Annotated in this window: 25 protein-coding genes and 1 tRNA gene; 10 read left to right on the top strand and 16 right to left on the bottom strand. The window is 67.2% G+C overall.

Annotation, left to right across the window (positions count from 1 at the left end; genetic code table 11):
• Entirely contained in the window at positions 1–204 is a 204-nt protein-coding gene (locus tag IP91_RS18845; protein ID WP_145650641.1) for a DUF1289 domain-containing protein, read from the bottom strand.
• Positions 205–409: 205 nt separating this feature from the next.
• Here IP91_RS18845 and IP91_RS18840 point away from each other — a divergent pair, with 205 nt between their 5' ends.
• Positions 410–1,477 (top strand): extracellular catalytic domain type 1 short-chain-length polyhydroxyalkanoate depolymerase, encoded by a 1,068-nt coding sequence (locus tag IP91_RS18840; RefSeq protein WP_145650640.1) that lies wholly within the window; start codon positions 410–412, stop codon positions 1,475–1,477.
• Between the two features lie 27 nt (positions 1,478–1,504).
• Here IP91_RS18840 and IP91_RS18835 read toward each other — a convergent pair whose 3' ends face one another.
• Positions 1,505–1,741, bottom strand: a complete 237-nt coding sequence (locus IP91_RS18835; RefSeq protein ID WP_145650639.1) for a cysteine-rich CWC family protein — start codon at positions 1,739–1,741, stop codon at positions 1,505–1,507.
• Between the two features lie 158 nt (positions 1,742–1,899).
• On the opposite strand from IP91_RS18835, the gene argB reads away from it, so the two are divergent.
• Both argB and IP91_RS18825 read left to right on the top strand, forming a co-directional pair.
• Positions 1,900–2,826, top strand: a complete 927-nt coding sequence (gene argB / locus IP91_RS18830) for an acetylglutamate kinase (RefSeq protein WP_145650638.1) — start codon at positions 1,900–1,902, stop codon at positions 2,824–2,826.
• 65 nt (positions 2,827–2,891) lie between these two features.
• Positions 2,892–2,966: transfer RNA gene (locus IP91_RS18825), tRNA-Thr, on the top strand.
• Positions 2,967–3,076: 110 nt separating this feature from the next.
• On the opposite strand, the gene IP91_RS18820 is transcribed toward IP91_RS18825, so the two are convergent.
• Positions 3,077–3,991: a TraB/GumN family protein gene (locus IP91_RS18820; protein ID WP_145650637.1), complete on the bottom strand. Its 915-nt coding sequence runs from the start codon at positions 3,989–3,991 to the stop codon at positions 3,077–3,079.
• Positions 3,992–4,010: 19 nt separating this feature from the next.
• Between IP91_RS18820 and IP91_RS18815 the strand changes: the two genes are divergently transcribed.
• From IP91_RS18815 to IP91_RS18805, 3 genes are read left to right on the top strand one after another with little or no spacing between them, the layout of a single operon-like run.
• Positions 4,011–4,781, top strand: a complete 771-nt coding sequence (locus IP91_RS18815; RefSeq protein ID WP_145650636.1) for a pyrimidine 5'-nucleotidase — start codon at positions 4,011–4,013, stop codon at positions 4,779–4,781.
• Positions 4,782–4,814: 33 nt separating this feature from the next.
• On the top strand, positions 4,815–5,390 hold the full coding sequence (gene slmA / locus IP91_RS18810; RefSeq protein WP_145650635.1) for a nucleoid occlusion factor SlmA: 576 nt from the start codon (positions 4,815–4,817) through the stop codon (positions 5,388–5,390).
• A 16-nt stretch (positions 5,391–5,406) separates the two neighbouring features.
• Complete coding sequence (locus IP91_RS18805; protein ID WP_145650634.1) at positions 5,407–7,224, top strand: chorismate-binding protein; 1,818 nt, start codon at positions 5,407–5,409, stop codon at positions 7,222–7,224.
• A gap of 8 nt (positions 7,225–7,232) precedes the next feature.
• Here the strand turns inward: IP91_RS18805 and IP91_RS18800 are convergent, their stop codons facing one another.
• Positions 7,233–7,592 (bottom strand): DUF1428 domain-containing protein, encoded by a 360-nt coding sequence (locus IP91_RS18800; protein WP_145650633.1) that lies wholly within the window; start codon positions 7,590–7,592, stop codon positions 7,233–7,235.
• Positions 7,593–7,648: 56 nt separating this feature from the next.
• Positions 7,649–8,617, bottom strand: coding sequence for a transcriptional regulator FtrA (gene ftrA / locus IP91_RS18795; protein ID WP_145650632.1), 969 nt, complete (start codon positions 8,615–8,617; stop codon positions 7,649–7,651).
• A gap of 92 nt (positions 8,618–8,709) precedes the next feature.
• Here ftrA and IP91_RS18790 point away from each other — a divergent pair, with 92 nt between their 5' ends.
• Positions 8,710–9,102: a rhodanese-like domain-containing protein gene (locus IP91_RS18790; protein ID WP_145651189.1), complete on the top strand. Its 393-nt coding sequence runs from the start codon at positions 8,710–8,712 to the stop codon at positions 9,100–9,102.
• A gap of 90 nt (positions 9,103–9,192) precedes the next feature.
• Here IP91_RS18790 and IP91_RS18785 read toward each other — a convergent pair whose 3' ends face one another.
• On the bottom strand, positions 9,193–9,810 hold the full coding sequence (locus tag IP91_RS18785; protein ID WP_145650631.1) for a glutathione peroxidase: 618 nt from the start codon (positions 9,808–9,810) through the stop codon (positions 9,193–9,195).
• A 210-nt stretch (positions 9,811–10,020) separates the two neighbouring features.
• On the opposite strand from IP91_RS18785, the gene IP91_RS18780 reads away from it, so the two are divergent.
• Complete coding sequence (locus IP91_RS18780) at positions 10,021–11,103, top strand: extracellular catalytic domain type 2 short-chain-length polyhydroxyalkanoate depolymerase (RefSeq protein ID WP_229474655.1); 1,083 nt, start codon at positions 10,021–10,023, stop codon at positions 11,101–11,103.
• Between the two features lie 4 nt (positions 11,104–11,107).
• On the opposite strand, the gene gabD is transcribed toward IP91_RS18780, so the two are convergent.
• The 9 genes from gabD to dgoD form a co-directional block, all read right to left on the bottom strand.
• Positions 11,108–12,568, bottom strand: a complete 1,461-nt coding sequence (gene gabD / locus IP91_RS18775; protein WP_145650630.1) for an NADP-dependent succinate-semialdehyde dehydrogenase — start codon at positions 12,566–12,568, stop codon at positions 11,108–11,110.
• A 381-nt stretch (positions 12,569–12,949) separates the two neighbouring features.
• A complete protein-coding gene (locus tag IP91_RS18770) occupies positions 12,950–13,756 on the bottom strand; it encodes a PPK2 family polyphosphate kinase (protein ID WP_145650629.1) in 807 nt (268 codons plus the stop codon).
• Complete coding sequence (locus IP91_RS18765; RefSeq protein ID WP_145650628.1) at positions 13,753–14,709, bottom strand: LysR substrate-binding domain-containing protein; 957 nt, start codon at positions 14,707–14,709, stop codon at positions 13,753–13,755. Before IP91_RS18765 ends, IP91_RS18770 begins: the two co-directional genes overlap by 4 nt.
• A 17-nt stretch (positions 14,710–14,726) precedes the next feature.
• Complete coding sequence (locus IP91_RS18760) at positions 14,727–15,494, bottom strand: SDR family oxidoreductase (RefSeq protein WP_145650627.1); 768 nt, start codon at positions 15,492–15,494, stop codon at positions 14,727–14,729.
• A 74-nt stretch (positions 15,495–15,568) separates the two neighbouring features.
• Positions 15,569–18,244, bottom strand: coding sequence for a TonB-dependent receptor (locus IP91_RS18755; protein WP_145650626.1), 2,676 nt, complete (start codon positions 18,242–18,244; stop codon positions 15,569–15,571).
• Positions 18,245–18,277: 33 nt separating this feature from the next.
• The gene (locus IP91_RS18750) at positions 18,278–20,728 is read right to left on the bottom strand and encodes a beta-galactosidase (RefSeq protein ID WP_145650625.1); all 2,451 of its coding nucleotides are present in this window, start codon (positions 20,726–20,728) and stop codon (positions 18,278–18,280) included.
• 73 nt (positions 20,729–20,801) lie between these two features.
• Complete coding sequence (locus tag IP91_RS18745; protein WP_145650624.1) at positions 20,802–21,422, bottom strand: 2-dehydro-3-deoxy-6-phosphogalactonate aldolase; 621 nt, start codon at positions 21,420–21,422, stop codon at positions 20,802–20,804.
• Positions 21,415–22,371, bottom strand: a complete 957-nt coding sequence (locus tag IP91_RS18740) for a 2-dehydro-3-deoxygalactonokinase (protein ID WP_199754657.1) — start codon at positions 22,369–22,371, stop codon at positions 21,415–21,417. Before IP91_RS18740 ends, IP91_RS18745 begins: the two co-directional genes overlap by 8 nt.
• Positions 22,371–23,519: a galactonate dehydratase gene (gene dgoD, locus IP91_RS18735; protein ID WP_145650623.1), complete on the bottom strand. Its 1,149-nt coding sequence runs from the start codon at positions 23,517–23,519 to the stop codon at positions 22,371–22,373. The genes IP91_RS18740 and dgoD overlap by 1 nt, the downstream gene beginning before the upstream one ends.
• Positions 23,520–23,700: 181 nt before the next feature.
• On the opposite strand from dgoD, the gene IP91_RS18730 reads away from it, so the two are divergent.
• On the top strand, positions 23,701–24,180 hold the full coding sequence (locus tag IP91_RS18730; RefSeq protein WP_145650622.1) for an SRPBCC domain-containing protein: 480 nt from the start codon (positions 23,701–23,703) through the stop codon (positions 24,178–24,180).
• Positions 24,177–24,518, top strand: a complete 342-nt coding sequence (locus IP91_RS18725) for an ArsR/SmtB family transcription factor (RefSeq protein WP_199754655.1) — start codon at positions 24,177–24,179, stop codon at positions 24,516–24,518. The genes IP91_RS18730 and IP91_RS18725 overlap by 4 nt, the downstream gene beginning before the upstream one ends.
• Positions 24,519–24,668: 150 nt before the next feature.
• Here IP91_RS18725 and IP91_RS18720 read toward each other — a convergent pair whose 3' ends face one another.
• Positions 24,669–25,001 (bottom strand): helix-turn-helix domain-containing protein, encoded by a 333-nt coding sequence (locus IP91_RS18720; RefSeq protein WP_145650621.1) that lies wholly within the window; start codon positions 24,999–25,001, stop codon positions 24,669–24,671.
• Positions 25,002–25,108: the final 107 nt, after the last annotated feature.

The raw sequence follows: 25,108 nt of genomic DNA, 5'->3' as shown, positions 1-25,108 counted from the left end.
TCAGTCGAAACCGATCGACTGTTCGCGCGCGGGGAGCCGGGCCCAGACGGCGCGCTTGAAGTCGTCGTCCGCCTTCGACCAGGCGACGATTTCGTCGATGGTGCGCAGGCAGCCCTCGCAGAAGCCGGTGTCGCGGTTCATCTTGCACAGGCTGACGCAGGGCGAAGGCACTGGCGTGGCGAATTCCGGTGTAGCAGGTTTCATGGGCGGTGGTGTTCGGTCGAGAGTGTATTTTAGCCGATACAGTGCGGCACCCCGCGCCGGTGAATTTGGCTATACTGGCCCCAAACAATGGCCCGTGGACCCACGGAGCGCAGAGGAGACGCAGCGCGCGCCGCCCCATCGTTGCAGCCGGCACCGGCTGGGGGAGGCGCAGTACAGCGGCATCCACCAGCCTCCGAGGTATGCGATGAAAGACGGTCACCACTGGTTGAAGCAGGTTCGAAAGACGGCCCGCCTCCTGTTCGGCAGGGCCTTCACCGACTCGGCGTTCCGCACGCCCGGCATTCCCGCCGCCTTCAGGCTGCCCCGGCCCGAACGCATCTTCGACGCGCCGCCGCCAGCCCAACCCCCTGCGCCACTGCCGTCACCACCGCCGCGCGCCCCCGCCGCGCCGGCCGGCACCCGCTTCACATCGGGCACCTACACGAACGGCGCCGGCACGCGCCACTACAAGCTGTACACCCCGTCCTGCTGGAAAGGCCAGCGGCTGCCGCTGGTGATCATGCTGCACGGCTGCGGCCAGGATCCGGACGATTTCGCCGCCGGCACGCGCATGAACGCGGTGGCCGAGGAGCGCCGCTGCTTCGTCGTCTATCCGGCCCAGTCGGCGGACGCCAACCATGCACGCTGCTGGAACTGGTTCAGCGCCCTGGACCAGAAGCACGGCCAGGGCGAGCCCTCGATCATCGCCGGCATCGCGCAGGACATCATGGACCGCTATCCCGTCACGCCGGGCCAGGTGTACATCGCCGGCATGTCGGCCGGCGGGGCGATGGCCGTCATCGTGGGCACGCTGTATCCGGAACTGTTCAGCGCCGTGGGCGTGCATTCCGGCCTGCCGTTCGCGGCGGCGCGCGACCTGCCTTCCGCACTGTCGGCCATGAAGCGTGGCGCCGCGTCGAGTGCCCGGGAGGCGCGCAGCGCCGGCCTGCCCATCATCGTCTTCCATGGCGACCGGGACACGACGGTGCATCCGGCCAATGGCGAGGAACTGATGGCGCAGGGCCTGCGCAGCCATCCGCTGGGGGGCAGCGCACAGCCGTCGCGGGTGGCCGGCCGCGTGCCCGATGGCCATGCCTACACACGCGTCAAGCACTGGCTGCACGACGGCTCGCCGCTGGCCGAGCACTGGGTCATCCACGGCGCCGGCCATGCCTGGTCGGGCGGCAGCGCGGCCGGCAGCTACACGGACCACAAGGGGCCGGATGCCAGCCGCGAGATGATGCGCTTCTTCAGCACGGTGCGCGGCAGTTGAGCGGCAGTTGAGCGGCAGTTGAGCTATTCAATCGCTCCCGGCTGGCCTGCCTTTTTGCCAGGCAGCGATCTGCGCCGCCAGGCAGGCCGGGCACCAGCAGCCGACGGCCACCTCCCGTTCGGCAGAAGAACCCGGAACGGGCGCGGGGACGGGAACCACGGCCGGCAGGTAGGTGCACCAGCACGGCGCAGCGCCCTCCCCGGCAGCCGGACCGTCCTTCATCGCGCAGTGAAAAGTGGCGCCGCAGCGCTCGCAGGTGCTCATCGCGCCAACGCTAGCGGATCGGCTGCCAAACCACAAGCCATTTGGCCCTATAATGCGCGTCAACCGTCTTGGAACACCAGCAGACGCCAGAGCGCGGCCGTTCATGCCTTCGCTACGCTGTCGCTGTATATTAGCCCCATCTCTCTACCGGACCCGCCATGAGCCAACTCACCAACCTGACCCTGGATGTGCAATCGGACGACCTGACCGCGGTATCGCCGCGCATCCAGGCGCAGATTCTTGCCGAAGCGCTGCCGTACATCCGCAATTTTCATGGCAAGACCATCGTCATCAAATACGGCGGCAACGCGATGACGGACGAGCGCCTGAAGCACGGCTTCGCGCGCGACGTCATCCTGCTGAAACTGGTGGGCATGAATCCGGTGGTGGTGCACGGCGGCGGTCCGCAGATCGACAATGCGCTGAAGAAGATCGGCAAGCAGGGCACCTTCGTGCAGGGCATGCGCATCACCGACGAGGAAACGATGGAAGTCGTCGAGTGGGTGCTGGGCGGCGAAGTCCAGCAGGACATCGTGATGCTGATTAATCACTACGGCGGCCAGGCCGTGGGCCTGACGGGCAAGGACGGTGGCCTGATCCGCGCGCGCAAGATGGCGATGCCGGACAAGGACAACCCGGGCCAGTACCTGGACATCGGCTTCGTGGGCGAGATCGATGCGATCAACCCGGCCGTCGTGAAGGCGCTGCAGGACGATGCGTTCATCCCGATCATCTCGCCGATCGGTTTCGGCCAGGACGGCCAGGCCTACAACATCAACGCCGATGTCGTGGCCGGCAAGATCGCCGAGATCCTGAAGGCAGAAAAGCTGATCATGATGACCAATATCGCCGGCGTGCAGGACAAGAGCGGCAACCTGGTCACCGACCTGTCGGCGCGCGAAATCGACGAGATGTTCGCCGACGGCACGATCTCCGGCGGCATGCTGCCGAAGATCTCGTCCGCGCTGGATGCGGCGAAGTCGGGCGTGAACACGGTGCACATCATCGACGGGCGCATCGAGCACAGCCTGCTGCTCGAAGTGTTGACCGAACAGGCGTTTGGCACTATGATCCGGTCTCACTGAAAAAAAGCGGGCAGTCATGCTGCCCGTTTTTTCGCTGTGTGAGCCATACCTTCAGTCGTACCGATGCCCTTTTAGCTCAGTGGTAGAGCACTCCCTTGGTAAGGGAGAGGCCACGTGTTCAATCCACGTAAAGGGCACCACTTCCCGCTTTGCGCAGTAGCCCGCAGTATCCTTCTCTTCCCTTGCAGTTCCCTCTCCGCTTTCCGCAAGACCCGCAGCAAATTCCTCAGTACCGCCCTCAGTAGACCCGTCAGTAGATCCGTTCCACGCGCAGGCCCTTTTGCCGCAGCAGTTCCGGCACGCTGCCCTTGCCGACCAGGTGCAGCACGCCGATCGCCGCCACGCTGCTCGTCTCGCGCGCCAGCAGCTTCGCGATGCCGTCCGCCAGCAGCGGATTGCGCCCGGCCAGCAGCACGCGGGTAACGAAGCGGCCGGAGAACGACTCGTCGCTGGCGGTCTTCTCGGCGATGCGCTCCAGCGCCGCCTTGTCCGCCGTGGCCCAGGCCTGCGCGATGGCGCGCGCGTCGGAGGCCTGTTCGCGCTTGTCGATCGCATCGATCGTCTCCTGCAGGAACAGGGCCTGGTCGCCAGTACTCATGCGGCCGAACAGCGCCATCTGCGCCTGCACCGATTCCAGTTCCACGATCTTCTGCTTGCGTTCGCGGGCGCCCTTCGACAGCCACACTTCCACGGCCAGCTCGGACTGGTAGCCCTGCGTCTCGAACTCGCGCACCGTCAGCAGGCTGGCGATCATCCACGGTTTCATCGGCGCCACCGACGCGGGCGCCACGTCGAACTGGCGCAGCAGGCGGTCCAGGCGCGGCCGGTAGGCAGCGTGCAGTTCGGCCGATGCCGGGCCGCGGCCGTTCTGGTAGATGCCGTACTCGCGCACGGCGCGCGCGATGTCGTCCTGGCTGCCCAGGGGATCGACTTCCAGCGCCAGCACGCGCGCCGTCTGCAAGGCGGCCGTGATGCGCGGCTCGAGGGGATAGAAGCTCTGCGAACCCACGTGGATGGTGCCGAACAGCCAGGCCACGTGGCCGGAACCTTCGATGCGGAACAGTGCGCCCCGGTCCGGTGCCGGGGAGGGCGGCGCGGCGTCGTCGGCCCATGCCCGCGGCGTAGCATTTGGCGCAGCGGTAAACACGAACAGGCAACAAAACATCACTATAATCTGGCGTCGCATGACTTCCTTGGCAGTTCCAACAGACGTGAATATTAAACCTTCCGCCCCCGTGTGGCTGTTCGACCTGGACAACACGCTGCACAATGCTTCGCACGCGATCTTCCCGGCGATCATGGCGAACATGAACACGTACATCGCGCGCGTGCTCGGCGACGGCACCACGCCGGCCTGCGTGGAGACCGTGAACGCGGCGCGCACGCTGTACTGGAAGCGCTACGGCGCCACGCTGCTGGGACTGGTGAAGCACCACGGCGTGCGGGCCGACCACTTCCTGGCCGAGACGCACGGCATGGACGACCTGCTGTCGATGATCCGCCACGAGAAGGGCCTGGGCCAGCTGCTCAGGCGCCTGCCCGGCCGCAAGGTGCTGCTGACGAACGCGCCGCACCGCTATTCGACGATGGTGCTGCGCCATCTCGGCATCGCCCGCCACTTCACGCACCACATCGCCATCGAATCGATGCGCGTGAACGGCCAGCTGCGGCCGAAGCCGTCGAAGCTCCTGCTGCGCAAGGTGATGCGGCACCAGCGCGTGACGGCGCGCCGCTGCATCCTCGTCGAGGACACGCTGGCCAACCTGCGCACCGCGCACGCGCTGGGCATGGGCACGGCCTGGGTCACGCAATACCTGAAGGTGGGCGACCCGATCGGCGCGGCCCATCCGCCGAAGCGCCTGGTGCGGCCCGGCTGGGTCGACGTCAAGGTCAGGTCGGTCAAGCACCTGCCGCAGCGGCTGGCGCGCCTGCGGCGCTCGCCACTCGCTACCTAGCGCATTCATTTTCTACCACTCCCGAACAGGCTTATGGCTACGACACCGCCCGGTCAACGCAAGCTGCAAATCCTCCAGGCCCTCGCCGCGATGCTCGAGCATCCGAAGGGCGAGAAGATCACCACCGCCGCGCTGGCGCGCCGGCTGGAAGTGTCCGAAGCGGCGCTGTACCGGCACTTCGCCAGCAAGGCGCAGATGTTCGAAGGCCTGATCGAGTTCATCGAGACGAGCGTGTTCGGCCTGATCAACCAGGCGACCGAACGGCAGCAGGACGGCATGGCGCAGGCGCGCGACATCCTCGCCCTGCTGCTGCAGTTCGCCGTGAACAACCCCGGCATGACGCGCGTGCTGACGGGCGAAGCGCTGGTGGGCGAGGACGAGCGCCTGCAGCAGCGCATGAACCAGTTCTACGACCGCGTGGAACTGGCGCTGAAAGGCGCGCTGCGCTTGGCCGCCAGCGAGGGCCAGGCGCACGAGGACGACGTGACCGCGCGCGCCAACCTGCTGGTGGCCTTCGTGCTGGGCCGCTGGCACCGCTACGCCAAGAGCGGCTTCAAGCTCGTTCCCGGCCGGGAAACCGGCGTGCAGATCGCGCTGCTGCTGGGATGACGATTTGACCGAAACGATGCACGCCACCCCTTTCGCCCTGCTGGACGACGCCGGTGCCGATGGCCATTCGCGGCTGCTCACAAGCCACGTGCGCACGCTGCGCTGCACGGACTACGCGGCATGGCCGGCAATGCTGGACGAGCTGCACGCGGCGCTGGCACAGGGCCTGTACGGCGTGGCGCTGTGCGCGTATGAGCTGGGCCACCACATCGTCGGCATTCCTTCCCCCGCAGCGGACCGGCCACTGGCAGAGGTGATGCTGTTCCGGGACTGCGCGCAGCTCACCGGTACCGACGTGGCGGCATGGCTGGCGGAACGGGCCGGCGACGCGGTGGCCGGCATCGCCGGCGTGCAGGACAATGTGGACGAGCCGGCGTTCACGGCCGCGATCGACCGCATCCGCGACTACATCGCCGCCGGCGACACCTACCAGGTCAACTACACCTACCGGCTGCGCTTCGACGCCTTCGGTTCGCCGTACGCCCTGTACCAGCGGCTGCGCGCCCGCCAGCCCGTGCCCTACGGCGCACTGGTGCTGACGGAGGATGGCGGCGCAGTACTGTCACTGTCGCCGGAGCTGTTCGTGCGCCATGCGGCCGGCACGCTGACGGCGCGGCCGATGAAGGGCACGGCGCCGGCCGCCCTGCCCGGCCAGCACGCCGACGTCGACGCAGAGAATGCGCGCCGCGCCCGCGCCCTGGCCGCCGATCCGAAGAACCGCGCGGAAAACCTGATGATCGTCGACCTGCTGCGCAACGACGTGGGCCGCGTGGCGGTGACCGGCTCGGTACACGTGCCGGCGCTGTTCGACGTGCAGCGCTACAGCAGCGTGCTGCAGATGACGTCCACCGTGCAGGCGCAACTGCGCGCCGATGCGACGCTGGCCGGCATCTTCGCGGCGCTGTACCCGTGCGGCTCGATCACCGGCGCGCCGAAGCGGCGCGCGATGGAGATCATCGCCGAACTGGAGAGCGCGCCGCGCGCCCTGTACACGGGTGCCATCGGCTGGTTCGATCCGCTGGCCCCCGGGCAGTCGGTTCCCGACTTCTGCCTGAACGTGCCGATCCGCACCCTCGTGCTGCAGCCACCGGAACATGGCGTACGCCGTGGCGAGCTGGGTGTCGGCGCCGGCATCGTGTACGACAGCGTGCCTGCGGACGAATATGCGGAATGCCGGCTGAAGGCGCGCTTCCTCACGGGACTGTCGAACGACTTCGAACTGTTCGAGACGATGTACGCCACCCGCGAACAGGGGGTGCGGCACCTGGAGCCGCACCTGGCGCGGCTGGCGCGCTCGGCCCGTTACTTCGGCTTCCGCTGGGACGAGGCGGCCGCGCGCGCCTACCTGGCGATGGCCTGCGGCGCACTGCCGGCCGGCGTGCCGCACCGGCTGCGCCTCGCGCTGAACGGGGCCGGCGCGTTTGCCGTGCAGAGCGGCGAACTGCAGCCGGTCCAGCAGCCCGTGCGCGTGCTGCTGGCGCCGGAGCCCACCACGTCTTCCGACCTGTTCCTGCGCCACAAGACCACGCTGCGGACCCGCTATGACGCGGCCTGGCGCGCGGCCGAGGCACAGGGCGCGTTCGACCAGCTGTTCTTCAACGAGCGCGGCGAGCTGACGGAGGGCGGACGCAGCAGCGTGTTCGTGCGCCTTGACGGCAGCTGGCTCACGCCGCCGCTGGCCAGCGGCCTGCTGCCCGGCGTGATGCGGGGCGTGGTGCTCGATGCGTGGGCGGCGCGGGAGGCGGTGATCACGCGCGCCATGCTGGCGCGGGCCGAGGAGATCGTCGTCTGCAACGCGCTGCGTGGCGCGCTGCGTGCGACGCTGGCCTCATGAGAGCTTGATTACAGGCTGACGAACGATTCGAAGCCGCCCCAGAACATGCGCTTGCCGTCGAAGGGAAAGTTGGCCGGGTCCATCATGTCCGCCAGGCGCGGATCGTTCATCACCTTGTCGTTGATGGCATCGCGCTCGGCACGCGAGTTGTAGACGATCCACGAGAAGAACACCACCTCGTCTTCCTGCAGCTGCACGGCCTGTGGAAAAGACGTGACTTTGCCGGGCTGCACATCGTCCGCGATACATTCGTGGAATTCCAGCGCGCCGTGCTCGCGCCAGATGCCGCCGGCCAGTTCGGCGTGGGCGCGGTATGCTTCGATCTTGTCCTTCTTGACCGGGGTGACGAAACCATCGACGTAAGGCATCTCTTCCTCCTCAGGGTGGAAACACGGATTGACCGGCAGTCACCGGCCCACACAGATTAGCCGTCACCCGCGCCGATAACAAGGAATGCTTTCCGGTAAGCGCCCGGCGTGGTGGCGAGCAGGCGGCGGAAATGGTGGCGCAGCGCCTCGCCGGAGCCGAAGCCGGCCCGCTCGGCCACCTGCGCCAGCGGCAGCGGCGATTCCAGCAGCTCCTTTGCCAGCGCCACGCGCTCGCGGATCAGCCATTCGCCCGGTCCCATCCCCGCCGTCGCGCGGAACTGGCGCTGCAGCGTGCGCGGGCTCATCGCCGCCCGCTCGGCCATCGATGCGATCGTGTGCGGCTGCGCGGCATGACGCCGCAGCCAGTCCATCAGCCGCGACACGCGGCCCGCTTCATCGGCCGGCATGGGCCGCGGCAGGAACTGCGCCTGTCCGCCGTCCCGGTGCGCCGGCAGCACCAGCCGCTGCGCCACCAGGTTGCCCACCTTCGCGCCGTAATCGCGCCGCACCAGGTGCAGCAGCATGTCCAGGCCCGCCGCCGAACCGGCCGACGTGATCACCTGGCCATTGTCGATGTACAGCGCATCGGCTTCCACCCCGATCGACGGATAGCGCTGCGCCAGGCGCTCGGCATAACGCCAGTGCGTGGTGGCACGCTGGCCATCGAGTACGCCGGCCGCGGCCAGCACGAACACGCCGGAACAGATCGAGCACAGGCGCGCACCCCGCGCATGGGCGGCGCGCAGGGCCTTGAGCAGCGCGGGCGGCGGTTCGGCATCGGCGCCCCGCCAGCCGGGGATCACGATCGTGTCCGCCTGCTTCAGCAGGCCGGGCGCGTAGCGGGCCTGCACGGTGATGCCGCCGGCGGCACGGATCGGACCCTTCTCCACCGCGCAGACGGCGAAGTCGTACCACGGCACGCCCAGCTCGGGCCGGTCGAGCGCGAACAGTTCGACGGTGCAGCCGAATTCGAAGGTGCACAGGCCGTCGTAGGCCAGCGCCACCACCAGATGAGGTTTGTCCATGGCGCGATCTTAACGCAGGTTGGCAAGCGCGCCACTGCCGCGCCAGTCCGCGGTTGCCGACAATGAAGCTTCCCAACCACTGGAGGATGACGATGTCGATCGTGACGGAAGTACCGGCCGCGCCGGCCGAAGCGGCGCTGGCCCATTTCGGGGGCTTGCTGGAATTCGAGACGGACTGCTGGGATGTGCACAGCGTGCTGGGCACGCCGGCGCAGGATTTCGTGCTGCTCGATGTGCGCGGCACGGCGCAGTACGAACGGGGCCACGTGCCGGGGGCGGTGGACCTGGCGCACCGCAAGATCATCGGCTCGAAGCTGGCGCACTACCCGGCCGGGACGGTATTCGTCACGTACTGCGCCGGGCCGCACTGCAACGGCGCGGCGCGGGCCGCCATCCGGCTGGCGCGGCTGGGGCGGCCCGTGAAGATCATGGCCGGCGGCGTGACGGGCTGGCTCGACGAAGGGTTCGGGCTGGTGACGGCGTAGCGCCCGGCCGGGTGCCGGCGGTTCGATGCAAAACCCGAAAGCATGGGCCGGGGGCGGACCCGGCGGGTCCGACCAGGTGGCAAGACAGGATTACGACGCCAGCGCCTTCTCGATCGCGCCGACCAGGTTCTTGTCCTGCGGCGTGACCTTGCTCGGGAAGTTGTCGATCACCTTGCCATCGCGGCCGATCAGGTATTTATGGAAGTTCCAGCCGGGCGCCTTGCCGGTCGACTTGATCAGGCTGGCGTACAGCGGGTTGGCTGCCGCACCCGTCACCGGCGTCTTGGCGAACATGGGGAACTTCACGCCGTAGGTGTTGTAGCAGAACTCGGCAATTTCCTTCGCCGAGCCGGGTTCCTGGTTGCCGAAATCGTTCGACGGGAAGCCCAGCACCACCAGGCCCTGGGGTGCGTACTTGCTGTACAGCGCTTCCAGGCCTTCGTACTGCTTCGTGTAGCCGCAATAGCTGGCCGTGTTGACGACGAGGACGACCTTGCCGGCGTACTGGCACAGATCCTGCGGCGTTTCGTCCTGCAGGCGCTTGAACGTCTGGTGCAGCACGGCGGGGCAGCTCTTCGCGCCGGCCGTGGTGGTAACCGGCGCCGACACCTTGGCCGGCGTCTGCTGCGCGAACGCGGCCGTGCTGGCCAGCAGGCCGGAGGCGATACCGAATGCGGACAGGGCCGCGAACCTGAAGGGGGAAGTCATGATGAACCCGGATGTCGTGAACGAAGAGTCATTGTAAGTCACTCCCGTGCCGCCGTACCGCTTACCTTGTCTAAACTTTGCCTACGTTTTTGAGAAACTTTTCCTGAACTTCGCGATCCTTCCCGATCTAGACTTTTTCCCTGGATTTCGCGCTCTTCCCGCGCCGGCTTTTTCAACACCGTGATCCGCCACCATCGCATGGGAGTTCACATGAAGCACGCCACGACATGCCCCGGCCGCCTCCTTGGCACCTTCCTCACGCTTCTGTTCGCGCTGGCCATGGGGACCGCGCAGGCACAGACCACGCCGCTGCCGGCGCTGAAGGCGGACCAGCTGTCCGTCTCCGGCCTGTCCTCGGGCGGCTTCATGGCGGTGCAGTTCGATGTCGCCTATTCCGCCAGCGTCGTCGGCGCCGGCATCATCGCGGGCGGGCCGTACAACTGCTCGCGCGGCAATGTCACCATCGCCACCATGATCTGCAGCTGCACCACCGGCACGCCCTGGTGCGCCGTCACGCCCGGTGGCACCAATATCCCGGACCTGATCGACACCACCGACCGCTACGCCAGCGATGGCGAGATCGATGCCCCGGCCAACCTGGCCCGGCAGCGCATCTGGCTGTTCTCGGGCCGCGCCGACAGCGTGGTGCCGATGCCCGTGATGAACGACCTGGAACGCTACTACCGGCACTACACCGCGCCGGAGAACATCCGCTACCGCAGCGACATCCGCGCCGAGCACACCATTCCCACGGACAGCTTCGGCAATCCGTGCGCCAACCTCGGCTCACCGTACATCAGCAATTGCGCCGTGGATGGCGCAGGTGAGCTCCTGCAATGGATCTACGGGCCGCTGCTGCCGAAATCGGAAGGCGACCCGGCGGGACGCTTCGTGGAATTCGACCAGGAGGAGTTTCTCGCCAATCCCACCAGCCACGGCATGGCGGACAAGGGCTGGCTGTACGTGCCGCCCGGATGCGAGGGCGATGCCGCCGGCTGCCGCCTGCACGTGGCCTTCCACGGCTGCAAGCAGACGGCCGCGCTGATCGGCGACGTGCACATCCGCCATGCCGGCTACAACCGCTGGGCCGACACGAACCGCATCGTGGTGCTCTATCCGCAGGCCGCGCCGCTCACGTTCGCCAATCCCAACGCGTGCTGGGACTGGTTCAGCTATGACGACCGGGATTACGCGGTCAAAAGCGGCCGGCAGATGGCGGCCATCAAGAGGATGACGGAACGCCTGACGGGGACCGGCACGGCGCCGGAACGGGCCGCCGTGCGCGATTTCTGAGCGCTTACTGGCCCAGGCCGAGGCAGATGTATTTCACGACCAGGTAGTCCTCGATGCCGTACTTCGAGCCTTCGCGGCCCAGGCCGGACTGCTTGACGCCGCCGAACGGCGCCACTTCCGTCGAGATCAGGCCCGTGTTGACGCCCACCATGCCGGATTCGAGCCCCTCGGCGATGCGCCACACGCGGCCGATGTCGCGCGAGTAGAAGTAGGAAGCGAGGCCGAACTCGCTGGCGTTGGCCAGGGCCACGGCTTCGTCGTCCGTCTTGAAACGGAACAGCGGCGCCAGCGGGCCGAAGGTCTCTTCATCGGCGACCACCATGTCGCTCGTGGCATCGGCGATCACGGTGGGCTCGAAGAAGCTGTGGCCCAGCGCATGGCGATGACCGCCCGTCAGCAGGCGGCCGCCCTTGGCCAGCGCATCGGCCACGTGCTGCTCGACCTTGCGCACCGCCTTCTCGTCGATCAGCGGGCCCTGCGTGACGCCCTGCTCCACGCCGTTGCCGACCTTCAGTTTGTTGACGGCGGCCGTGAACTTCTCGGCGAACGCGTCGTACACGCCATCCTGCACGTACAGGCGATTCGCGCACACGCAGGTCTGGCCGGCATTACGGTATTTCGAGGCGATCGCGCCTTCCACGGCGGCATCCAGGTCGGCATCGTCGAACACGATGAACGGCGCATTGCCGCCCAGTTCCAGCGACAGCTTCTTGATGGTGGGTGCGCACTGCTGCATCAGCAGCGCGCCCACGGCCGTGGAACCCGTGAACGACAGCTTGCGCACGACCGGGTTGGCGCACATCTCGGCACCGATTTCCTTCGGCGCACCGGTGACGACGGAGAACACGCCCGGCGGCACGCCGGCCCGTTCGGCCAGCACGGCCAGCGCCAGCGCGCAGAACGGCGTGGCTTCGGCGGGCTTCAGCACCATCGGGCAACCGGCCGCCAGCGCGGGACCGGCCTTGCGGGTGATCATCGCGATCGGGAAGTTCCACGGCGTGATCGCGGCGCACACGCCGATCGGCTCCTTCGTCACGATGATGCGCTTGTCCTGCCAGGGCGACTGCAGCGTGTCGCCGGCGACGCGCTTGGCTTCCTCGGCGAACCATTCGATGAAGCCGGCGCCGGACGTGACTTCGCCCTTCGCCTCGGCCAGCGGCTTGCCCTGCTCGGTGGTCATCAGCAGGGCCAGGTCGTCGGCGTTCTCGACGATCAGCTCGTACCACTTGCGCAGGATGGCCGCGCGGGCCTGGGCGGTCAGCTTCTTCCACGCCGACCAGGCCTTGCTGGCCGCCTCGATGGCGCGGCGCGTCTCGTCGGCACCCATGTTCGGCACGGTGCCCAGCTGCTCGCCGGTGGCGGGATTGGTGACGGCAATGGTGGCGGCACCATCGGCATCCACCCATTGCCCATCGATATACGCCTGTTGGCGCAACAGACTTTGATCCTTCAGTTGCATGGTCATCTCCATGTAAGCAAGACAACAACTATGCCATAGCACGGCAGACCTTGCAGACACGCCAAATGGCAGAGCCCGTGTCCTGGTGCCAGGCACCAGGACATTGCTGAGCTCGTGTCACACCATGGGGGTGGAGCGGGGGTTTCGTGGAGCGCAGCTCCGCGCCCGTGCAACGATGCGACCATGCAGAGCCGCATTCCTTCCAGGCACCACGACATTGCTCAGCTCGTGTCACACAATGGGGTCAGGCGTAGTGACACGAGCTCGTCAGTAGGGCGCTTTTCGGCATGGGCCCGCTCTGGAGAACCAGCGTGCGAGCCCCTAATGCTCAGTTCGTGTCACTACGCCTGACCCCAAAGCGGGACACGAGCTCGGCAGTAAATCGGGTTATTTGACCTTCAGCTTGGCCAGCTTCGGGTCGCCCGGCGGGAAGGCGAGGTGCATGCCGCGGAGGGTTTCGGCGAGCAGCGTGGCGACGGCGATGTCGCGGTGGGGCTTCGAGTCGGCGGGGACGATGTACCACGGCGCGTGCGGCGCATCGGTTTCCATGATGGCCGTTTCGTAGGCGGCGTGGAAGGCGTCCCATTGTTCCCTGTGCTTCAGGTCGGACGGGTCGAACTTCCAGTGCTTCTCGGGATCGTCGATGCGGTCCTGCAGGCGGCGGCGCTGTTCGTCCTTCGAGATGTGCAGGAAGACCTTCAGCAGCACCGTGCCCGATTCGGCCAGCATGCGTTCGAAGTCGCGGATCTGCGCGTAGCGGTGCGCCATCGCGCCCGCATCGAGCGTGCCGTAGACAACCGGATGCAGCACGTCCTCGTAGTGGCTGCGGTTGAAGACGGCGATCTCGCCCGTGCGCGGCACCTGCAGGTGCACGCGCCACAGGAAGTCGCGCGCCAGGTCGGCGGAAGTCGGCACGTCGAAGCGCACCGGCCGCAGGCCCATCGGATTGATCTTGCTGAACAGGCGGTGCACGGTGCCGTCCTTGCCGGAGCAGTCGACGCCCTGCAGCACGACCAGCACCTTGCGGTTGCGCTCCGCGTACAGCATCTCCTGCAGCGTGGCGATTTCCTTGTGGAGCGCCTTGCCGACCTTCTTGTCGGCCTTGGCATCACCGCTGCACAGCGGCGTGGCACCGGCGTCTTCATCTTCCAGCACGGGTTTTTCCGCGGCGCGGAACATCTTGGTGGCCTTCATCGTTCTCCTCGGGGGTAGCGCTGCGCCGTCACTTCGCGCAGCGTGGCCAGCATCGCTTCGGCGCCCGGCGACAGCCGGTGCTGCCGGCGGGTGACGATACCATACAGGTCCATCGTCAGTCCCAGGTCGTACGGCAGTACCGTGACGAGCCCCATGTCGAGATAAGGCTGCACCAGCTCCTGGGGCAGCGCGACGACCATGCGGCTGCCGGCCAGCAGATTGACGATGACGGGCAGCGCCAGCGTCTCGACCGTCTCCGCGGGCGGCTCCAGGCCGGCATTGAGGAATTGCGCCGCGAGCCGGTCGCGCAGGATCGAGCCGGCCGGCGGCAGGATCCACGGTTCGCGCACCAGGTCGGCCAGCCGCAGGTCCGTGCGCCCGGCCAGCGGGTGGCCAGCGGCGGCAATCACGCTGTGCGGTTCGTCGGTGACGGGTTCGAAGTGCAGTTCCGCGGCCGCCTGCGCATCGAGCACGCGGCCGATGACGATATCGAGTTCGCCGGCGCGCAGCCGCTCCACCAGCAGCTTGCTGGTATCGACGGAGATGGCGACGCGCACGCGCGGATGGCGCGCCTTGAGGAGCTTGACCGCATCCGGCAGCAGCCCGGTCGACGGCGTGAGCACGGCGCCGACGGCCACCTTGCCGGACAGGCCGGAGAGCAGCTCCATCACCTCCTGGTGCGCGGCATCCATCTCGGCCAGCGCGGCGCCGGCCCGTCGGATCAGCACTTCGCCATACCAGGTGGGCAGCACGCCGCGCGGCAGCCGCTCGAACAGCGGCACGTTCAGCGCATGTTCCAGTTCGGCGAGGAGTTTCGAGGCGGCCGGCTGCGTGAGGTGCGCGGCCGCCGCCGCATGCAGGATCGACCCGTGCCGGCCCAGCTCCACCAGCAGCACGAGCTGGCGCATCTTGAGGTGGGAGCGGACGAAGCGGTCGGAGGGCAGGTCGGTCATAGTGGAAGCTTCAAGCTTCAGTCATGGTAGAGATGCGACCTGCCACCGTCAATCAGGATGTCCGTGGCGTTGATGAAGCGCGCTTCGTCGCTGGCCAGGAACAGCGCCGTGTAGGCCACCTCCTCCGGCTCGCCGATGCGCTTGACGGGCAGCAGCGCCGCCTGCCGTTCGTATTCGGCCTGCGGATCGGGGAACGAGTCGAGCCAGGCGCGCGCGTTCTCCGTCATGATCAGGCCCGGCGAAATGGAATTGACGCGGATGCCGCGCGCCGCGTACTCGATGCCCAGCGAGCGCGTGAGCCCGATCAGCGCATGCTTCGCGACCGGATAAGGGAAGCAGCCCGGAATGATCCTGTGGCCGTGGATGGAAGCGATGTTGACGATGCTGCCGGCACCCTGCGCCAGCATCGATGGCAGCGCTGCGCGGCTGACATTCCAGGCCCCTTCCAGGTCGACGGAAAAGCAGCGCTGCCACTCCTCCTGCGTCATCTGCAGCGGATCGGTGAAGACGTTCATGCCGGCGTTGTTGACGACGACATCGACGCGGCCGAAGCGCGCGATCGTCTGCGCCACCATGGCCTCGACCTCGTCGCGCCGCGAGATATCGGCCGTCACGTACAGCCCGGCGGGCAGCTCGGCCCGTACCTGTGCCGCGAACGCGTCGTCGACATGGCTGTTCAGCACCACGCTGGCGCCTTCCGCCACGAACAGCCGCGCGATGGCGCGGCCGATGCCCTGCGTGGAGCCCGTCACGATGACGACCTTGTCCTGCAAACGCTGCGCCATGGGGCCTCCTTCGATGTGGAACGTACCGATAAAAAAAAAGCGTGGCACCCGAAGGCGCCACGCCGATACCGCAATTACATATTGGCCTGCAGGCTGATGCCGAAGCGGCGGTCATCCACGTAGCGGCCGAACGGCGTGCCGGTCACGCCGTAGTAGCTGCGGCGGGACTTGCGCGTCAGGTTGTTCACTTCGAACGCCACCTTCAGGTTCTTGTTCAGCGCATAGCTCATGTAGCCATCGACCATGCCGTAGCCTTCCATGTACGTGGCCGTCTGCGCCATCGTGGCGCCGTTGTTCACGTAGTAGTTCTGCGTGCCGGACAGGTACTTGCCGCGGTAGTTGTACGCCAGGCGCATGCCGAAGTCCTGCCAGTCGTACATGCCGACGATGTTGTAGCTCTGCTTCGACAGGCCTTCCAGCGTGGTTTCCTGGCCCTGGATCGGACCCGGCGCCTTGCTGTCGACGTAGGTGAAGTTGGCTTGCAGGCCCAGGCCCGACAGCATGCCCGGCAGGTTCGTGAAGAAGCCCTGGTAGCCCAGTTCCAGGCCCTTGATGGTGCCATCCTGGCCGTTCTGCGGCGTGCGCACGCTGTACGTGGTGCCGCTGTACTGGATGTCGCCCGTGGTGGTCTGGATGAAGCCGTCCACCTTCTTGTAGAACGCCGCGCCGAACACGTAGTCGCTCTTGCTCAGGTAGTACTCCAGCGTGCCGTCCAGCTGGCGTGCCGACAGCGGCTGCAGGTCCGGGTTGCCCAGGTAGCCGGTGCGGTCGTTGGCGTTCAGCGACAGGCTCGGGGTCAGCTGGTCGAAGTTCGGCCGCGTCACCACTTTCGAGGCCGACAGGCGGGCCACCAGCTTGTCCGTCACGTCCATCTTGATGTTCACGCTCGGCAGGAAGTCGTCGTCCGTCGTGTCGTTGTGCTGCGGGACGTAGGTGCCGTTCTGCGACTGCTGCCAGCCGCGCGTGGTCTTGGTACGCACGTAGCGCACGCCGAAGTTACCGGTGATCGACTTGCCCATCAGTTCGGACTCGAAGTCGGCCATGCCGTAGATGGCGCTGGTCTTCTCGGAGAAATCGAACGTCTGCGCCGCATCGAAGCCCGGCAGGGTCAGGCCCAGCGTGTCATGCACGGCCTGCGGATTGCGCAGCCAGTCCAGGTTGGCGATCGACAGCCACTGCTTCGGATACTGGCCGTAGCCTTCGCGTTCCAGCAGGTTGTTGTACGGGATCGGACCGATCTGGCTGGCCAGGCCGGCCACGGCACCGCCCACGGCGCCGGTGCCGGCAGCGCTCCAGATGTCGTTGATCGTGTTCACTTCCGAGCTGGTTGCCTTGCGGTCGGAGTAGCGCACGCCGGCCTTGATGCGGGGGATGAACGTGGAATCGAGGCTGCGTTCCACGTCGCCGCGCCACACGGTCTCTTTACCGTCGTTCTTCTGGCGGAAGTACAGCGCCTTGCTGGCCCAGTACTGCGATGGCGTCAGCAGGTCGTTCGGGTTCGAGAGCTCCGGGTAGGCGGACGGGATGTCCGTCGTCAGGTCATACGTGAAGGCCGGGCTGCTGGTCGAGGCGCCCAGGCGCACTTCCTGGTACACGCGGGCGAAATCGCTCTTCGTGTAGCCCAGTTCCGACTTGACGGTCCAGTCGCCGGACTTCCAGCGGCCGCCGATGGCCAGCTGGCGCGTCTTCGTGTCGTTGTCGCCGATGTAGCCGGAGGTCGTCGTGTCGGCGCCGTAGAAGGTGCCTTTCGTGACATTGCCGTTCTGCGTGGTGACGGCGCCGCGCGGCCACAGGGCGCCGGCGTTGGTTGCGGCAGTCCAGTTCGGCCAGTACGGCGACGCGTAGTAGCCGTAGGTGTCGGTGGTGGTTTCCAGCTTCGTGTAGGCGGCATCCGCGTACAGCTCCAGTTCGCGGGACGGACGCCATTGCAGCGAAGCGTTCACGCCGGTGCGTTCGCGCTCGCCCAGCTCATACGAGTACCAGGCGCCGATCGGCGCATAGGCGCCGGAGCCGTCCGCCAGCTGGGCCGGTGCGCCCAGTTCCTGCGTGTCCGAACGGTAGTTGCGCTTCTGGTGCGCAACGCTGAGCAGCGCGCCGAAGTCCTGGCCGCCGGATTTCCAGCGGTTGCTGACCAGCAGGGAGCCTTCGCCATTGCGCTTGTCGGCGTAGTCGGCGTCCGTGGCCTTCACGGTACCGGCCACCTTGAAGCCGGCGAAATCGAACGGCCGGCGCATGCGCAGGTCGATCAGGCCGCCGATGCCGCCTTCCACCTGTTCGGCGGTCGGGGTTTTGTAAACGTCGGCGCCGGCCAGCAGCTCGGACGGCACGTCCTGGAACGACAGACCGCGTTCCTTGCCGGCCGTGAAGATGGAACGGCCGTTGACCAGCGTCTGGGTCTGCGACAGGCCGCGGATCTGCACGCGGTCGCCTTCGCCGCGCGAACGCGAGATCTGCACGCCGGTGATGCGCTGCAGCGCTTCGGCCACGTTGGAATCGGGCAGCTTGCCGATATCGTCGGCCACGATGGAATCGACGACCTGGTCGGCATTGCGCTTCAGGTCCTGGGCTTTCTGCAGGCTGGCACGCATGCCGGTGACGACGACCTGCTGTTCCGCGGCGACCGGGGTGGTGTCTGCTGCAGTCGCTGCGTTGTCGGCCGCGCCGGTGGTCTGGGCCAGGGCGGGCAGTGCGCACAGGGCGCAGGCGATCGCGATGGCGTGGCGGCGGCCGGGGTACTGATTGAAACTCATACTGTCTCCAACGTTGAACAATTTGAACAAAAATTACGGCGAAACCGTGATTTTATACACTGGCGTCAGATATAACTTGTTCAAATGAACCAACTGTTGTTTCCCAGAGAACGCCGGCCGGCCTTCCTTCGGCAGGTAGACCGGCGCATCGGCGCGCAATGGCAGCACCGCGAGTGACAGTTCGTTACGCTGGGCCAGCCCCTTCAGGCCCACTTCCCAGCCGTAGCCGCTGTAATACCAGTCGTCCGCCAGGCGCGTGCCGTCGAACAGGCGGGCCATGTCGCCGGTAAAGTCGATGCGCAGCAGCGCGTCGTCGACATCCTTGAGGGCATCCGCCGGCAGCGTGATCTTCCAGGCCGCGGCGGTGCGCCACGCTTCCGGAATCGGCTGCAGCGCCGCTTTTGCGAAGCCGCCCTTCTGGATCGGTGGCGCGTCGGTCGCTTCGCGCAGCGGCGTGAAGCCCGCCTGCAGGTGCTTCGCCGGCAGCGTGGCTTCGAAGGCCTGGAAGATGCCGTCGTTGCCGGCCGCGCGCAGGACGGTCGTCGCCTTGGGCGTCTGTTTCAGTGCCGGGTACACCGCGAAACGCAGGTTGTTGGCGCCCACCGAACGCAGTTGCAGCTTGCCGCCGTCGAACCAGGCCTGCTGGTTGGTCAGCACCAGGCGGCGCTGGCCGCCCTTTTCGCCAAAGTCGCCGATGGCCAGCTGGCGCGCCTGCTCGGCATCGAGCACCAGCACGTGCACGGGACGGCCGCCGGCGCGGCGGATCGTCAGTGCGCGCAGGGTGCCCGGCTCGATGCCGTCGACGATCGTCGCGCCGCCTTCGATGCTCTTGTGGGCGCGCGTCTCGATGGCGGCACCGGTGTCTTCCAGCGCCAGCTCGACGGGAATCCTGCCGCTGGCCGCGAACACATAGGTGATGCCGTCCGCACCGCCATCCAGGCGGGCCACCGGCTGCGCCGTGGCGTAGCGCAGGCGCGTGCCGTCCAGGTCGAAGTTCACGGGCCAGATGAAATAGGCGCCGTTCGGCACGTCCACCGCACGGCGCGGGAAGGCCACCGCGCCGCCGGCCAGCTTCACGTTGAAGCGCAGCGACTGCGTGGGCAGCGCATACTGGCGCACGTGGTTGTTCACGAAGACGAAGGCGCTGTCGCCCGCACTGCGCACGGCCACGCGGGGCGTCTTCAGGTCCGTCGGGCCGCTCGGCGTGGTATCGGGTTTGCGCACCGTCATCGGCGCCAGGCGGCTGCCGAAGTCGTTGATGAAGTGGTGGAACGGGCGCAGGTAGGTCAGCACGGCGCGCTGCTGGCCGTCCGGCCCGAGCGGCGCCTGGAAGTCGTAGCTGATCGCCGGCGTGTCGTTGTAGCCGCCGGACAGCGTGCTTTCCTCCAGCGTGGTGCCGCCCTGCGGATTGCGACCGCCGTGGAACATGTAGTAGCCCATCAGGTTCACGCCGGAGCCCAGCTGCACTGGCAGCATCGAGGCGATATCGTCCGGCGACACCACGGGGCGGCGGCGGTACATGAACGGCAGGCCGGCACCGTATTCGGCACCCAGGAACGGCGTCCTGTCGATGTCCGATTCGGCCGTGCCGCGGCCATGCGACTTGGTCTGCGCGCCGAGATCACCGCTGACGCGGCTGTCGAAGCGGAACGCGTAAGTCTCCTTCGGCGGCAGTTCGGTGCTGGACGCCGCCCACGGTTCATCGGGGTAGCCGCCAAAGACGGGCGTGACTTCGCCGGACGGGTACTGCGCCCCGTCCCAGCCGGTGACGGTGTATAGCGGCGCATCCATGCCGGCATCGATCGCCAGTTTTTTCAGCATCGAGATATGTTCCGCGCCCTGCCCCGGCCCCACCAGGTTGTATTCGTTTTCCAGCTGGATGCCGATCACCGGGCCGCCATCCTTCCACAACTCGCCCTTCAGCTGCAGGCCGATCTGCCGGTACAGGCGCGTGACGTAGCGCAGGTACTGGGGATCGTTGCCGCGCGTGCGCATGCCGTTCACCACCCAGTCCGGGATGCCGCCGTAGCGCACCTCCGCATGCGCCCACGGGCCGATGCGCACGACGGCTTTCAGGCCGACTTTCCGGCACAGCTGCAGGAAGCGTTTCAGGTCGCGGTTGCCCTTCCAGTCGAATACGCCGTTCTGCGCTTCGTGGTGGTTCCAGATCACGTAGCTGGCCACGGCCGTGATGCCGGCCGCCTTCATCTTCGCCAGTTCCGCTTCCCACGTGTCGGCCGGGCTGCGCGTGTAGTGGAACTCGCCCATCACGGGCATCCACGGCTTGCCGTCCAGGGTCAGGTAACGGTTGTTCACGCCCAGAATCTGGCCGGTGGACGACTTCGCGGTGCCCAGTTTCAGGTAGCCGGTGGCGGGATCGCCGGCCGGTGCGGCCGCGTCGACCGTGATGGTCTGCTGTGCGTGGCTGCCGAAGGCGGCGCAGGCCAGCGCCAGCGCCAGTGCGCTGGTGTGATGGTGCTTCATGGGGTCTCCTGTAGTGCGGCTTGTTCGTGCGGCTTGTTCGTGCTGCTTGTGGTTCCATTGCCGGCTGGCCGATTCAGCCCCAGGCCGCGGCGAAGCGGCGCGCATTGGCGCCCACCGTGGCCGCATCCATGCCCGGCTTGTACAGCGCGGAACCGAGGCCGAAGCCGGCCACGCCCGCGGCGCGGTACTCCGCCATATTGTCCGGCGTGATGCCGCCGACGGGCAGCAGCCGCAGTTCTTTCGGCAGCACGGCCCGCAGGGCCCGCACGATGGCCGGCGTGACCAGCTCCGCGGGGAACAGTTTCAGGGCATCGGCACCGGCCTGGCGGGCGGCGAAGGCTTCGGTGGGCGTGGCCACGCCGGGCACGCAGACCATGCCGGCCGCTTTCGCCGCGCGGATCACGTCCAGGTCCGCATGGGGCATCACGATGATCCTGCCGCCGGCATCGCGCACCTGCGCCACGGCTTCAGTATCGAGCACCGTGCCGGCGCCGATGATGGCATCGGCCGGCAGGCTGCGCGCCAGCTTTTCGATGGAGTCGAATGGCTGCGGTGAATTCAGCGGCACCTCGATGATGCGGAAGCCCGCATCGTACAGCGCGGCGCCGATGCCTTCGGCCTCGGTTGGCTGCAGGCCGCGCAGGATGGCTACCAGCGGCAGGTGATTGAAGGCGGTGTCGAACAGGTCAGTCATGGTCTTCCTTTTGCAGCAGGCCGGCCTGGCGGGCCAGCGCCAGCAGGCCGGCGGGGGCCGTGTTGTCCAGTACCAGGTCGGTGGGAATGCCGAAACGCTGCAGAGCCAGCTGGTAGCGGGCGCACAGCTTCGTGGCGCCGACCAGCGCCAGCGGCTTCGCATTCAATCCGGCCGCGGCGCGCCATTGCAGGCCGGCGTGCAGCTCGTGGCCGATCAGGAGGCCGGAGAGGTAATCGGCCAGCGCGGCATGCGGCAGCTTGTGCGTGACGCCCAGGCTGCGCGCCGCGAACAGCTGGTGCGGCAGGCCCAGGTCGCCATGATCGCGCGCGGCATCCACGCCCTGCACGAAGGCGTCCGGATCCGGCCCGGCGTCCTTCGGCATCAGCCGCCCCAGCACCGAATGCTGGCGCAGCACGGCGTACAGCTCGCCCGTCATGTGGGTGGCGAAGCGCACGATTTGTTCATCGCGCACCTGCGTCCATTTCGAGTGCGTGCCGGGCAAGACGATGCAGCTCGCTGCCCGCAGCGTCTCGTGCAGGTGCAGCGCGCCGACGATCTGCGTTTCCTCGCCGCGCATCACGTCCGGCGGCAGGCCGGCCCCGTCGAACAGCACGCCGGGCACGATGTGCGGACCGTCCTGCGGCCGCTGCAGGCCGGCGGCCAGCGCGGCGGCACCGGCGGGACAAGGCGCATACGGCACGTCCCGCCAGCCGTGCGTGCTGCCGACCATGCCGCAGGCGATCACGGGCAGCCTCGGATGCGCAGCGTGCCATGCGCCGGTGACTTCATCGAAGGCGGCCGTGAACGCAGCGTGGCCGGACAAGGTGGACGCGCCCTGCTCCGCCGTGCGTTCCGCCAGCACGGTGCCATCCGCCGCGATCAGCCAGGCGCGCAGGCTGGTGCTGCCCCAGTCGACGCCGATCAGTGCCGCGCCGTTCACCATTGCCATCACCACTCCGCCACGCTGCCGTCGGGATGGCGCCACACGGGATTGCGCCAGTCCGGCGCATTCCGGCTCGCCGCGATCACGCGCTCCTCGTCGACGATCACGCCCAGGCCCGGCTTGGGCAGCGGCGGGAAATAGCCATCGGTGATGACGAAGTCTTCGGGATTGAGCACGTAATCGAACAGCTCCGCGCCCTTGTTGTAGTGGATGCCCATGCTCTGCTCCTGCAGCACGGCGTTGTGCGCCACGAAGTCCACCTGCAGGCAGGCCGCCAGCGCCACGGGACCGAGCGGACAGTGCGGCGCGAACGCCACGTCGTACGCTTCGGCCATCGAGGCGATCTTCACGCACTCCGTGATGCCACCGGCGTGGGACAGGTCGGGCTGCACGATGGCGATGCCGCCACGCCGGAACACGTGCTTGAACTCGAAGCGCGAGAACATGCGTTCGCCGGCCGCCAGCGGAATCGCCGTGGCTTCGGCCAGGCGCGGGTAGTACTCGGCCTGCTCCGGCAGCACCGGCTCTTCCACGAACAGGGGCCGGAACGGCTCCAGCTCGCGCAACAACACCTTCGCCATCGGCGCGGCCACGCGGCCATGGAAGTCGATGCCGAATTCGATCGTCTTGCCGAACGCATCGCGGATCTGTGCGATGCGGCCGACGGCGGCATCCACCTTGGCCGCCGTGTCGACGATGCCCAGCTCCTCCGTGCCATTGAGCTTGAAGGTATCGATGCCGATCTCGCGCAGCGTGTGGATGCCTTCGATGACTTCAGCCGGCCGGTCGCCGCCCACCCAGCTGTACATCTTCATCCTGTCCCGCACGCGGCCGCCCAGCAGCTCGTAGACGGGCACGCCCAGCAGCTTGCCCTTGATGTCCCACAGCGCCTGGTCCACGCCGGCGATCGCGCTCATCATGATCGGCCCGCCGCGGTAGAAGCCGCCCCGGTACATCACCTGCCACAGGTCGTTGATGCGGCATGGATCCTGGCCGACCAGGTAGTCCGTCAGCTCGTTGACCGCCGCCTCGACGGTGCGCGCGCGCCCTTCGATCACGGGTTCGCCCCAGCCGGTCACGCCTTCATCGGTCTCGATCTTCAGGAACATCCAGCGCGGCGGAACACGGTACAGCGTGAGCTTGGTGATTTTCATGGCGGCCAGGGAGAGAGGGAGGGCGCCAGTGTACCGCCGTCGCCCCTCCGGGAAATATGGCTTATCGCGCCAGGGCTATACCGATTAAGCATAGCTCGGCGTTGCTAAAACTGAAGTTGTCACTTGACTTTCGCGAGCTGGCGGCAAATACTGAAGTCCCAACTTCAGCAAGGAGACGATCATGACGGGTCCAGCCCAGTTCGACACCTTCACCATCGAGCGCGCATTCCCTGCCGCGCCGGAGCGCGTGTACGCCGCGTTTGCCGACCCGCGCCGCAAGCAGCGCTGGTTCGCCGAGGGCGAGCATCACGAGGTCGAGCAGTTCACGATGCAGTTCGAGGTGGGCGGGCGCGAGGAGGCGCGCTACCGCTTCAAGGCCGGCTCGCCGTTCGCCGGCGTCAGCCTGGCATCGGATGGCGTGTTCCTCGACCTGGTACCGGACCGGCGGATCGTCGCTGCCGCCACGATGGCCATCGGCGGCCAGAGGATTTCGGCTTCGGTGCACACCTTCGAGTTCACCGCCACGGCCGGCGGCACGACACGGCTGCTGTTCACCCACCAGGCCGCGTTCTTCGACGGCGCCGATGGTCCCGAACTGCGCCGCGCCGGCTGGCAGCAGCTGCTCGACCAGCTGCAGGCGGCGCTGGAGGAGCCCGAATGACACCGGCCATGCCGATGACCGAGGCCGATGACGTGCTCGCCGCCCTCGGCGACGCCACCCGGCGCGCCATCCACCGCATCGTGCTGCAGGGGCCGCAGTCGGTCAGCGCGCTGGCACAGGCGCTGGGCGTCACATTGACGGCCATCTCGCAGCACGTGCGCATCCTGCAAGCGTGCGGCCTGCTGCAGACCCGCAAGGTGGGCCGGGTGCGCATCTGCGAAATGGACCGCCGCGGGCTGGATGTGCTGGCGGACTGGGTGGCCCTGAACCGTCAACTATGGGACAGCCGCTTCGATGCGCTGGATGCGATGCTGCATGAGGGCGATGGGGCTCAGTGACGGGCCCGGAAGGGCAGATTGATTGTGTCAATCGACCATGCCAGGCCGGCGTCCGCATAACTTGGCGCATAGCGGAACATGCCATCCACTTAGCGTCCCGCGGTGATCCACTCGCCGGTATCGGGGCGCTGCAGGTAGATATACAGGGGCCTAGAAGTAATCCGCATCATGCTCGCGCTCCTGCCGGGTGGACTTCACCCGCCGCTGGCCGGACGCCAGCATGAGTGATTGCGGCAACGCCGGCACGGCGTCATCGAAGACGCCCAGCACGAGAAGCGCCGTCAGATAGGTGCCCACGGCCGCACCGGGGTCACCGCGCTCCAGCCGACGCAGCGTAGCCTCGGAAACGCCGACCCTGGCACACAGGTCGGCGACCTTGATGCGCTGGCGCAGGCGTTCGTTCAGGATGCATCTACCCCAGCTCGTCAGGCGTTCCTGCACGAGTGTGGGCGTTGCGATGGGGGGCAATAGCTTCTTGGGCATGACGACGGCGGGGCGAACTCTATGGTTTACCCCCAAGCATAGATGAATTTTTATGGCGCATAAAGCGAAATCTATGACTTATCCTTTCATTCTTTTAGCCATAGATT

The sequence above is a fragment of the Pseudoduganella lurida genome, assembly GCF_007830455.1.
Lineage (GTDB): Bacteria > Pseudomonadota > Gammaproteobacteria > Burkholderiales > Burkholderiaceae_D > Rugamonas > Rugamonas lurida.
The sequence above is the reverse complement of the archived record's forward strand: the minus strand, read 5'-3'. Positions and strand labels throughout refer to the sequence as shown.